The organism is Terrimonas sp., assembly GCF_003075435.1.
In the GTDB taxonomy this organism is placed as follows: domain Bacteria; phylum Bacteroidota; class Bacteroidia; order Chitinophagales; family Chitinophagaceae; genus Agriterribacter.
In genome coordinates this window covers 334,195-346,058 of sequence record NZ_QCZJ01000003.1, presented here as the reverse complement: position 1 = coordinate 346,058, position 11,864 = coordinate 334,195, and the positions used below count along the sequence as shown (strand labels likewise).

The following is an 11,864-nucleotide window of genomic DNA, read 5'->3' as shown; positions in this document are numbered from 1 at the left end:
TAGCTGTAAATCAAATAAGTTTATAATAATCCACAATTAAAATGTGGATTGTAAAAAGAAAAAAAGTAACAAAAAAAAGAAAAAGGGTAATAGTAGTAATAGTGTCTACTTTTTTCAGGACATGACATTATTGCGAACGTTAAAAAAATTGAAGCCTACGTTGTTCCACCAGGCAGGATGCCTGATACGCAAAGCCCAAAGCTGACGGCTGATAGCTGATAGCTATCAGCTATTTCTTACTCTCCTTAGCCCATGTATCCTTCAACGTAACAGAACGGTTGAATACCAGATTTTCAGGAGTAGAATACTTGTCCAGCGTGAAATATCCTTTGCGGATAAACTGGAATTGCGCACCTGGCTGCGCGGTTTTTAATGATGGCTCTATATACGCTGTTTTTATTACCTTCAACGAGTTCGGATTAATATAGCTTAAAAAGTCATCTTCCTCTGCCGCCGGATTTTCTACTTTAAATAAGCGATCATACAAACGTACTTCAGCTTTTGCAGCATGACGTATACTCACCCAGTGAATAGTTCCTTTTACATGAATGCCGGAAGTATCATTGCCGCTTTTACTTTCCGGTATATAGGTACACATAATTTCAGTAATATTACCGTTTTCGTCTTTCGCGAAATCTTCGCATTTAATAATATAAGCGCTTTTTAAACGCACCATTGCTCCCGGCGCAAGCCTGAACCATTTTTTTGCAGGCACTTCCATAAAATCTTCCCTTTCTATCCACAGTTCATTACTGAACGGAATAGCCCTTGTGCCGCCATTATTTTCTGCTTCAGGATTATTCTCGCTGTATACTTCTTCTGTTTGCCCGGCAGGATAATTGGTTATCACCAGTTTTACCGGGTCCAATACCACCATGCGGCGTAAAGCAACCTTATTCAGGTGCTCTCTAAGGCAATGTTCCAGCAAACCGATGTCAACAATGTTTTCTCTTTTGGCTACACCTATCCTGTCACAAAAATCCCGTATGCTTTCAGGTGTAAAACCTCTCCTGCGCAAACCGCTGATGGTTGTCATACGTGGATCATCCCAGCCGTCAACATATTTATCATTTACCAGTTGTAGTAGTTTACGCTTACTGGTAATGGTATAGGTAAGATTGCGGCGTGCAAATTCATATTGTTTGGAGGGATAGATTTCCAGCTTTTCAATCAGCCAGTCATATAACTCACGGTGAGGCACAAACTCTAATGTGCAGATGGAGTGCGTTACCGTTTCAATACTATCGCTTTGACCGTGTGCAAAATCATACATCGGGTATATGCACCATTTATCTCCGGTGCGGTGGTGATGTGCATGCTTGATGCGATACAATACCGGGTCGCGCATCAGCATATTAGTATGCGCCATATCAATTTTTGCGCGGAGTGTTTTACTGCCATCAGCAAATTCACCATTTTTCATGCGCTCAAAAAGATCAAGATTTTCTTCAACGCTTCTGTTTCTGTAAGGGCTGTTTTTGCCCGGCTCGGTAGGCGTACCTTTTAATGCGGCTATTTCTTCAGAAGTACTGTCATCAACATAAGCCAATCCTTTTTTTATCAGCTTGATGGCGTATTCATACAAGGTATCAAAATAGTCTGAGGCATATAATTCATTACCCCATTCAAAGCCCAGCCATTTTACATCGTTCTTGATACTTTCCACATATTCCGTTTCTTCGGTTACGGGGTTGGTGTCATCAAAGCGAAGGTTGGTATAGCCGCCGTATTTTTGGGTTAGCCCAAAATTGAGGCAGATACTGCTGGCATGACCAATATGTAAATAGCCATTAGGTTCCGGCGGAAAACGGGTTATGATCTGCAGGTATTTTTTTTCTTTAAGATCTTCTTCAACAATTTCTTCAATAAAATTCAAGCCTTTTTCTTCGGTCATTTGTGCAAATCCTTTAATTAAGCAAAATATAAAAGTGGCTAAAGATACGACAAGGATTGTAACGATGGAAATCGGAGCAAGGGTTTAGCAATACGACTGCTGATTGATAAATTTTTTCAGCTTTTTCACCGCAGACAGGCAACGGGCAATGGTAAATAGTGAAACGTAAGAGGTGAAAAGTCAGCTGCTCAAACCAGGGCATTACAAGTATTTCTGAAAGCTTACGACTGATAACTGACAGCCACCTACTTTATCAGCGTTACTGTGCCTTTAAGCATCAGGTCCATCTTCAACATAAAGTCGTTGTAGATGCAGTAATAAATATAGGTACCCATATCGGCTTTTTTACCGTTTATTCTGCCGTCCCAGCCCTCGGTGGGGTTGGTAGAGTGAAATACGGTTTTGCCGAAACGGTCATATATGGTTAAAACATATTTGCTCATGGGGCAAAAAGAACCAGGCCGGAAAAGTTCGTTCTTCCCGTCTCCATTAGGTGTAAACGCGTTGGGAAAGTTGAGGCAGCGGGTATTACAAACTACAGTGCGCACATTATCGGTATGTGTTCCGCATATATTGCTGCCTGTAAGTGTGTATGTACCGGCTTCGGTAGCCAAAAAATCAATATTCTTGGTTCCATCCTGCCAGGTATATGTGGTATATTTTTGTTCTACGGTTTGCAGCACCACTCCCGGGGCACCACAGGGAATTACAATGTCGTCTCCCAGCTCAAAATCAGGTTTTTCAATTACTTCTACCGTTACTTTAGCCCTTGGGCTTTCGCACCCTAAAATAGTTTGGGATACATAATAATAGGTATACCCGGTATCTGCGGTGGAGGGTGTGGGGGCGCTGTTGGAAAATGCAATATCAGCAGGTGAAGTATACCACTTAAGGTCTTCACCAACTGCCCTTAATGGTGTTGCCGGCACCTTAAGGCAAAGCAGTTCATTCCTTATTTCAGGAATGAGTATCAGGGAGTTGAATATAATAAATACAGTATCTTTAACAGGAGTGCATCCCGGGGCGGTTACGGTAATCGAATATGCTCCACCCCTATCTATCTTAATACTGTTGCCTGATTCCAGGGTAGACCAGTCATAAGTGGAGCCGGCGGGGGCTGATACATTCAATATAAAAGTGGTATCTGCACAAATAATAATTGAATCTGTGGGAAAAATGGTTTGAGAGGTCGGGCATTGCGCCTTAACTGTGCTTTTTAGGCACAAAAATGCCAGAAACAGGATCAGGATCTTTGTTTTCATCTGGATATTGGTTCTTTTGAGTAAGGCTTTAATGCAATTATTACACCATATAAACGCTGTAAGGAGTATTTTTATGGTAGAACCGGTGAAAAAAGATAAAATCTTTTTGATATTAGGGATATTTTCCTGAACTTTGCCGTCCCAAAAAAACGGATTATGGCCAGAGTATGTCAGATTACAGGTAAAGTTCCCATCACAGGAAACTACGTATCACATTCAAATATAAAGACAAAGCGCAGGTTTTTACCTAACCTGCAAACCAAGCGTTTTTTCCTGGCTGAAGAAGACAAGTGGATCACACTTAAAGTATCTACAGAAGGATTACGCACTATTAATAAGAAAGGGCTGTATAGTGTGGTAAAAGAATTAAGAGCTCAGGGAGAAAAAATCTGATAACAATTTAAAAAATTATTCACCATGGCGAAGAAAGGAAACAGGGTACAGGTGATTCTTGAATGTACGGAGCACAAAACCAGCGGACAACCTGGAACAAGCCGTTATATCTCTACAAAGAATAAAAAAAACACACCTGAACGTTTGGAGTTGAAAAAATACAACCCCATCCTGAAAAAGGTTACTGTTCACAAAGAAATTAAATAATCAATTTGAAAATTTGAAAATGGGTCAATTTGAAAATGACTCATGAATTTCAAATTTCAAATTTCAAATTTCAAATTATATATCATGGCAAAAGCAGCTTCTAAGAACGCGAAAGTAAAAGACGCAAAAGCAGCAGCGGAAAGTAAGAACTGGACTAAAGTGATCCGTGCCGTACGTAGCCCTAAAACAGGAGCATATACCTTTAAAGAGGCTATTGTGCACAAAGACAAGGTGAAAGATTTTCTCGCTCAGAAATAAATTATTTTAAGCTAAGGCATTAAAAGCTGTCACGATTTTCTCGCGACGGCTTTTGTTATTTTTGGAAATTTATGGATAACCGTATTTACATAAGAAAAGCTACCCCGGAAGACTATGATATTATAGTTGACCTGGGAAGAAGAACCTTTGTAGAAACATATTCTGAAGTAACACATAACGAAGCGCTGCAGGCTTACATGGAAAAAAAATTCACACTGGAAGTAATTGAGAAGGAAATGAATAAGCCTGATGCCTGTTTTTATATCGGGTTTATAGAAAATATACCGGCGGCTTTCACCAAATTGCGCAGCGATAGAAAAGCGAAAGGACTTGAACATATAAATGGTATAGAGATTGAACGGATTTATGTGCTGAAAGAATACCAGGGGTTGAAAGTGGGTAAGCTGATGATGGACCGGTGCATAGAAATAGCATCGGGAGATAAGTATGATATGATATGGCTGCAGGTATGGCAACACAATAACAAGGCTATACAGTTTTACCAGAAAGCCGGTTTTGTAATATATGAAACAACTACTTTTAATTATACAAAAGATATAGCGCAGGAAGATTTCCTGATGCGCCTGAATCTTTATTATTAAAATATTTTTATGGGATTTTTCGGAAAACTATTTGGGAAGAAAGAAAAAGAAAGCCTTGACCAGGGACTGCAAAAAACCAAAACAGGTTTTCTTTCTAAAATTACAAAAGCAATTGCAGGTAAAAGCACTGTTGATGAAGAAGTGCTGGATAATCTTGAGGACGCGTTGGTAAGCGCCGACGTAGGCATTGCTACAACGGTAAAAATTATTGAGAAAATTGAAGAAAGAGTATCAAAAGATAAATACCTGAATACTTCTGAACTGAATGGTATACTGCAGGAAGAAATATCTTCTGTGCTGGTTGATGTGCCGGAAGAAGCGGCATATGATTTTCAATCGCCGATGCCTGCAAAACCTTATGTAATAATGGTGGTTGGCGTAAATGGTGTTGGCAAAACAACTACTATCGGTAAACTGGCATATAATTTTAAAAAAGCAGGTAAGTCTGTTTTGCTGGGTGCTGCAGATACCTTTAGGGCCGCGGCGGTTGACCAGTTAACAATATGGAGTGAAAGAGTTGGCGTACCTATTGTAAAAAAAGAAATGGGCAGTGACCCTGCTTCTGTGGCATTTGATACCGTAAACAGTGGCGTTGCAAAAGATGCGGATGTAATATTGATTGATACGGCAGGCCGCCTGCACAATAAAGCGCACCTGATGGAAGAACTGAGTAAAATAAAAAGAGTGGTGCAGAAAGTAATACCTGATGCCCCGCATGAGGTAATGCTGGTACTGGATGGATCAACAGGTCAAAATGCACTGGAACAGGCAAAACATTTTACAGCGGCAACAGAAGTAACTGCATTAACCATTACCAAGCTTGATGGTACGGCTAAAGGCGGTGTTGTATTATCGATTGCACACCAGTTTAAAATACCGGTCAAGTTTATTGGTGTGGGAGAAAAGATGGAAGACCTGCTGGTATTTAATAAGCATGAATTTGTAGACAGCCTCTTTAACCTGGAAAAATCTGCAGCGAACGAATAATACAATCAAATGCCTTTAATTGAATCGCCATATATACTCTACTCCAACGGAAAGGGAGAAATATTTGAAGACACATCACTGTATGCAGTGGGCAGAACCGGCTGGGATGCCATACCTGTGCCGGTGGAAGACTGGATTGAGCTACCCGATGGCGGATCTCTATACGAGCTTCCGGGAAGGCGGGGAATTGGTATAGATGTATCAACGGGTGAAATGCGGCTATGCGACAAAGGATGGGCGGTAGCTTCATTTATTCCGCCTGCGCATACAGGCTTATACCTTGCGGCTTATGAAACCGGGCCCGATGCGCCTGTGCTTCCTTTATTTTGTTATACTGCTACTGCCTGGTATGACAATAAATTTTATGTACCTGCTGTTCGCATTGAGCAGGACATCAGGCAGGAATGCAGCGGCTACGATAGTACCGTTATTGAACATGGAGTTGATACATTACTGAAAGCTTTTCCACATAACAGGCTGGTAAGGCACCTGGCAGATAACTGTTGTAACACTTATCACTGCCCGGCTGCAAGAAATTATTTTATGGGCAGATGGGAATGCCCTGTTCCATCCTCTCCGGCATGTAATGCCAATTGCATTGGTTGCATATCCTTTCAGCCGCAGGAAGAAAGCATTCCCTCCACACAGGACAGGCTGACGTTTAAGCCTACCGCCGAAGAGATTGTTGAATTTACTGTTCCGCATTTACAATCTGCACCCTACCCGCTTATCAGTTTTGGGCAGGGTTGCGAAGGCGAACCTCTACTGATGTGGGAAACCATAAGCAAAGCAATAAAAGAAATACGAAAACATACATTAAACGGCAGTATTAATATTAATACCAATGGCTCAAAGCCTGCGGCGGTAAAGGCGTTGTGTGAAGCGGGGTTAAATAGCATAAGAGTTAGTACAAATGCTGCACGCAAACATATTTATGAAGCCTATTACCGGCCGAATAATTACAGCTTTGAAGATATTGTTGAAAGCCTGAAGGTAATGCGCAGTTACGGTGGCTGGGCTTCTATCAATTATTTTGTTTTTCCGGGTATGACGGATAGTGAGGAAGAATATGAAGCATTACGTAAGCTGATCATTGATACGGATCTTACCATGATACAATGGCGCAATTTCAATATTGACCCTGATTGGTATATGGGCAAAATTGGTGCTTATGAAACCGGCGAATGCATGGGCGTAAAACAATTAATGGAATTAATTCGTGAAGAATTTCCAAAAGTAAAATTCGGTTATTTCAATCCGCCTATGGAAAGAATAAGAGGGAACTACGAAGCGGATTTTGCGCATTATTGATACATGAGATCAGTGTATCATATAACGCTGTGCCAATGCAAAGAAATGATCTAATTCATCTTTCACCCAGGTCTCATCTTTTTTTAATTCGGCTGACATTATTGATGCAACTGTTGGAGCTGCTTCTAAGGCCGCACGTGCATCTAAAAAAAGCAGGCGTATCCTTCTTGCCAACACATCTTCAATGGTTATAGCCATTTCATTTTGTATTGCCCATATCACCTGGGCTTTCGTATATTCAAAATCCGGATGAAGTTTTTCCCTTAATACAGGATCATCATTCATTAACTGTTGAATCGCTGCTGCGTCAGCTCCATAACAATCCAGTACTTCACTACCGTTTTTTTTCTCGCTCCATCCATGAATGCGTAAGCTTTGTGTTTTACACTGGCGGCGTTCCTGCTTCGAGGCAAAAACGGCATTATCAATCGCATCCTTACCCATTTTTCTATATGTAGTCCATTTGCCACCTGTTATTGTTACAAGGTTGCTCTTTGATACAATAATGGTATGATCTCTTGGCATTAAGGCTGTATTCTTTTGTCCCGGTGCTTTTACCAAAGGACGCAAGCCTGCAAAAACTGTTTTAATATCCTGCTTTGTAATGCCGGATGTTAAATAGCGGTTTACATTGCGAAAAATAAAGGCGATCTCTTCATCAAGAGCCGTGGGTTCAAACACCGGCTCTTTAATAGGGGTATCTGTTGTGCCTATAATTACTTTGCTATGCCAGGGCACTGCAAACAGAACCCGCCCATCATCTGTTTTGGGTATCATCATGGCATGATCACCGGGGAAAAATTTTTTATCTACTACAAAATGTATGCCCTGCGAAGGCGAAACAATATCTTCCAGTTGATCATCATCCATCTGCAGAATATCATCAGTAAAAACACCGGTGGCATTTATTACTGCCTTGCCATATATCGTGTACTCTTTTCCGTTAGTAATGTCCTCCGCAACAACTCCTTTTATCTTGTCTTTTTCTTTCACAAAATCAATTACTTCCATGTAGTTTAATACAGTGCCGCCATTTTCAACAGCAGTTTGTGCAAGGTTTACCGCAAGTCTTGCATCATCAAACTGCCCGTCATAATATAAAATACCGCCGCTGAGCTTTTTTTGCTCAACTGCCGGCAAATACTTTTTAGTTGTTTTGGAAGAAAGCAGGCGTGTTTTGCCGATACTAAGTTTGCCCGACATGAAGTCGTATATTTTCAGGCCTATGGTATAAAACCATTTTTCTTTCCAGCTATAGGCTGGTAAAACAAAGGGCTGGCTATTGGTGAGGTGGGGCGCGTTCTTTAAAAGATATCCTCTTTCGCGCAAAGCTTCCATTACCAACTTTATATTTCCCTGGGCCAGGTAGCGGACGCCGCCATGAACAAGTTTGGTAGCACGGCTTGAAGTGCCTTTGGCAAAATCAAATCTTTCTAGTAATAATGTTTTATATCCCCGCGAAGCAGCATCTACCGCTGCCCCTAAACCTGTTGCTCCGCCGCCAATAATAATAATATCCCATTCCCTCTCTGTATCCAGCCTGCTGAGCATTTCATTCCTGTTCATATATAATTGGTTTCTGTCTTAAACCTTATATCCTTCACCTTTAATCTTCCACCTCCCATTCTATTGCTCCGCCCACACCCTGGTTGCTTTCACTGCCCTGAGCCAGCCTTTATGTAATTGATTTCTCGTTACTTCTTTCATGTTTGGCTCAAAAACTTTTTCAACATGCCATTGCTGCTGAATTTCATCCATGCTTTCCCAGTAACCCACTGCAAGCCCTGCAAGATAAGCAGCGCCGAGTGCAGTTGTTTCAATAATTTTGGGGCGAATAACTTTTGTATTGAGTATATCACTCTGGAACTGCATCATAAGATTATTTACGGTAGCTCCGCCATCCACCCTTAGTTCAGCAATAGAAATACCTGAGTCTGTTTCCATCGCCTTCAATACATCCATAGTTTGATAAGCAATGCTGTCTAATGCGGCCCTGGCTATATGTGCAGATGTTGTGCCACGCGTCATGCCAACAATAGTACCTCTTGCATGCTGATCCCAATACGGCGCACCAAGCCCTGCAAATGCTGGCACTATATATACGCCATCGCTATGATCCACTTTTTCTGCAAGTGCTTCCACATCTGATGATGATTTTATTATGCCTAGTCCGTCTCTCAACCATTGTACAACAGCACCGCCTATAAATACACTCCCTTCCAATGCGTATTGTGTAACACCATTTACCTTCCATGCAACTGTTGTAAGCAGGTTGTTTTTTGAAGGCACGGCTTTTTCTCCTGTATTCATCAGCATAAAGCAACCTGTGCCGTAAGTGTTTTTTACCATTCCCGGCTGTGTGCACATCTGCCCGAATAATGCTGATTGCTGGTCGCCGGCTATTCCTGCAATAGGAATTTTATGCGCAGTTAAAATATTTTGTGTTTCACCATATACCTCGCTGCTGCTTCTTACCTGCGGCAGCATATTGCCTGGTATGTCAAAAATTTTCTCCAGTTCCCCATCCCATTGCAGGGTATGGATATTCAGTAATAAAGTTCTCGAAGCGTTGGATACATCAGTTGCATGTACCTGTCCTTTGGTCAGGTTCCATAATAACCAACTATCTACGGTACCAAAACATAGTTCACCTTTATTAGCTTTTTCTCTTGCGCCTTCCACATTATCCAGTATCCATTTTATTTTAGTGCCGGAAAAATATGCATCAATGATCAACCCGGTCTTTTCCTGAATAAGCTTATCAATACCTTTAGCTTTCAGCTCATCGCAAAAAGACGCCGTGCGCCTGTCCTGCCATACTATAGCATTGTATACAGGTTTACCGGTTGCTCTTTCCCATACTATGGTTGTTTCGCGTTGATTGGTAATACCAATTGCAGCAATGTTTTCAACAGTCAATCCTGCTTTGCTGATGGCTTCAGCAGCTACGCCAAGTTGTGTGCTCCATATTTCATTAGGATCATGTTCCACCCAACCCGGCTGAGGGAATATTTGTGTAAACTCCTTTTGTGCAACGGAGATAATAAATCCGTTCTTATCGAAAATAATAGCTCTCGAACTTGTTGTGCCCTGGTCTAAAGCAAGAATATATTTTGACATCAGCAATCTTTTGGTTTGAAGGTAAAGAAAAAAACCTGCAAGACAATTTAACAGTCTTGCAGGTTAATATGAGGTGAATGAAAAATATCACTATTGCAATATCCACATCTTAGCGGAAGGCAGATCTTTACCTCCCAGCGCAGATACAGCTGCATCGTATTGTTCTTTGTTGTTGCTCGATTCATCCAACGGGTATACGTATCGCAACGGATATTCGTATGTAGAAAAAGACTTAACTATTTTACCAATGAACGCTGGTTTACCTGTTCTTCTATATTCCGTATAAGCTTCTGTGTGGTTAGTAACCAGCATAGATAACCATTTTTGTATAGCTATTTTATCAAGGTCAGCAGCAGTACCATCCAACGCTACAGCAGGCTTTGCATAATAATTGCTGAAATTATCCACGATCTTATCGGAGCCAATATGTGTTGCAGGTTTTGTACCATTCTCGATCTGCCATCTTTCAAACGATAACCTTATAGCATTCTCGTAGTAGTCTTTAACCGTTCCGGTTGATATCCATCCCTTTTGGCGTGCTTCAGCAAGCAGAAACATCATTTCGCTCGATTCCATTACCACGGCTTTAAGACGAGGGTCTTTAGTAGCTTCGAGCAATTTGGAGAACCCTGTAATACGACGATTATCATAAAAGCCGTTAGTGCCGGGCAGACTGGCATTGCTTGCATACTGCGTTTGAACGTTTATAGGATTTGGAGCTCCAAACCATTTAGCATCCAGTTCATAAGGCACTGATATAATATTACCATCAAGGTCTCTTCCGGCAGCTGTCAATTCAGACGGATCATACTGTGAAGACGGATAATAGGTAATATTATAAGTATAGCCATTTATCTTGATATCTTCACTGCTCTGTGTGGCTTTAGCAGATATAGGAGAAAGTGCCGGTGCAAAGACAACATACAGACGTGGATCATCCAGTGCTACCATTTGATCTATAAGATACTTGGAAGGCTTTTGTTCGGTAAAATCATTTCTGCTCCCAAAGTTCGTCTCTGTATACCATGACTCCCTGTCACTAACACCAGAAAATTCAAGCCCGGCATTATCAGCTACAGACGACATATAGTTGTTGCCGCTGGCAATTGCCTGCATTTCACTGCTTAAATCTTTCCCCGCTTTCTTGAACGCTTCATAAGAATGTACCATCAACCTGAACTTCAAAGAATTGGCGAATTTTAACCATTTACTTCTTTCTCCTTTGAACATTACATCATGATCGGCCGGCAAACCTTTGCTATTACCATCCGATAAAATAGAAACTGCCTCATCCAGCATAGAAAACATGCTTTCATACACTTCTTTCTGCGTATCAAATTTAGGGAACAGGTTACCGGTTCTTCCCTGCATAGCTTCGCTGAACGGAATATCACCGTATTTTTCTGTAAGATAAGCGCCCACTACACATTTTAATATATTAGCAGCCGCCACATTTGCCATATTATTTTCGTTCGTTGCCAGTTCTGTAAGAGCCGATAACGTTCTTAACTGCTTTGTGTAAGCATTGTCTCCAAGATAATCCCAGTTTTGTCCCCTGTTAGTATAGAGTGTGGCCGCCTGTGAGGCCCCGTTATAACATTCTAAAAAGTATAAGGCCGCTTCTTCTATCTGCTCATCAATTATTCCTTTGCCATACTGGGTGCTTACATCTACAATAGCCGTAGTAAGCTGGTATCTTGAATAGGTGAAATAGTTAACGTTGAATGATGTTTCTCTTTCGTCTATTCGTAGTTGATCCTTAGTACAGGATGCGCCAACTAATATCAGCGATCCGAGTGTAATATATTTTAACGACTTTATCATAGTATT

General features: G+C 41.2%; 11 protein-coding genes. 6 read left to right on the top strand and 5 right to left on the bottom strand.

Features of this window, described 5'->3' with window-relative positions; translation table 11 throughout:
• Positions 1 to 229: 229 nt before the first annotated feature.
• Both DC498_RS06055 and DC498_RS06050 read right to left on the bottom strand, forming a co-directional pair.
• Positions 230 to 1,894, bottom strand: a complete 1,665-nt coding sequence (locus DC498_RS06055; protein ID WP_116873239.1) for a glutamine--tRNA ligase/YqeY domain fusion protein — start codon at positions 1,892 to 1,894, stop codon at positions 230 to 232.
• 245 nt (positions 1,895 to 2,139) lie between these two features.
• Positions 2,140 to 3,156, bottom strand: coding sequence for a gliding motility-associated C-terminal domain-containing protein (locus DC498_RS06050; RefSeq protein WP_116873238.1), 1,017 nt, complete (start codon positions 3,154 to 3,156; stop codon positions 2,140 to 2,142).
• 156 nt (positions 3,157 to 3,312) lie between these two features.
• On the opposite strand from DC498_RS06050, the gene rpmB reads away from it, so the two are divergent.
• The 6 genes from rpmB to DC498_RS06020 all read left to right on the top strand — a co-directional run bounded on the left by rpmB (position 3,313) and on the right by DC498_RS06020 (position 6,914).
• Entirely contained in the window at positions 3,313 to 3,549 is a 237-nt protein-coding gene (gene rpmB, locus DC498_RS06045) for a 50S ribosomal protein L28 (protein ID WP_116873237.1), read from the top strand.
• A gap of 24 nt (positions 3,550 to 3,573) precedes the next feature.
• Positions 3,574 to 3,756: a 50S ribosomal protein L33 gene (gene rpmG / locus DC498_RS06040; RefSeq protein WP_116873236.1), complete on the top strand. Its 183-nt coding sequence runs from the start codon at positions 3,574 to 3,576 to the stop codon at positions 3,754 to 3,756.
• Between the two features lie 84 nt (positions 3,757 to 3,840).
• The gene (locus tag DC498_RS06035; protein WP_116873235.1) at positions 3,841 to 4,014 is read left to right on the top strand and encodes a DUF4295 domain-containing protein; all 174 of its coding nucleotides are present in this window, start codon (positions 3,841 to 3,843) and stop codon (positions 4,012 to 4,014) included.
• A 71-nt stretch (positions 4,015 to 4,085) separates the two neighbouring features.
• Positions 4,086 to 4,616: a GNAT family N-acetyltransferase gene (locus DC498_RS06030; RefSeq protein WP_116873234.1), complete on the top strand. Its 531-nt coding sequence runs from the start codon at positions 4,086 to 4,088 to the stop codon at positions 4,614 to 4,616.
• A gap of 9 nt (positions 4,617 to 4,625) precedes the next feature.
• Positions 4,626 to 5,603, top strand: coding sequence for a signal recognition particle-docking protein FtsY (ftsY, locus tag DC498_RS06025; RefSeq protein ID WP_116873233.1), 978 nt, complete (start codon positions 4,626 to 4,628; stop codon positions 5,601 to 5,603).
• A gap of 9 nt (positions 5,604 to 5,612) precedes the next feature.
• Positions 5,613 to 6,914, top strand: coding sequence for a radical SAM protein (locus DC498_RS06020; protein WP_116873232.1), 1,302 nt, complete (start codon positions 5,613 to 5,615; stop codon positions 6,912 to 6,914).
• 9 nt (positions 6,915 to 6,923) lie between these two features.
• On the opposite strand, the gene DC498_RS06015 is transcribed toward DC498_RS06020, so the two are convergent.
• From DC498_RS06015 to DC498_RS06005, 3 genes are all read right to left on the bottom strand, one after another.
• On the bottom strand, positions 6,924 to 8,480 hold the full coding sequence (locus tag DC498_RS06015) for a glycerol-3-phosphate dehydrogenase/oxidase (RefSeq protein ID WP_116873231.1): 1,557 nt from the start codon (positions 8,478 to 8,480) through the stop codon (positions 6,924 to 6,926).
• A 60-nt stretch (positions 8,481 to 8,540) separates the two neighbouring features.
• A complete protein-coding gene (glpK, locus tag DC498_RS06010; protein ID WP_116873230.1) occupies positions 8,541 to 10,034 on the bottom strand; it encodes a glycerol kinase GlpK in 1,494 nt (497 codons plus the stop codon).
• Positions 10,035 to 10,124: 90 nt separating this feature from the next.
• On the bottom strand, positions 10,125 to 11,858 hold the full coding sequence (locus DC498_RS06005; RefSeq protein WP_116873229.1) for a SusD/RagB family nutrient-binding outer membrane lipoprotein: 1,734 nt from the start codon (positions 11,856 to 11,858) through the stop codon (positions 10,125 to 10,127).
• Positions 11,859 to 11,864 lie beyond the last annotated feature (6 nt).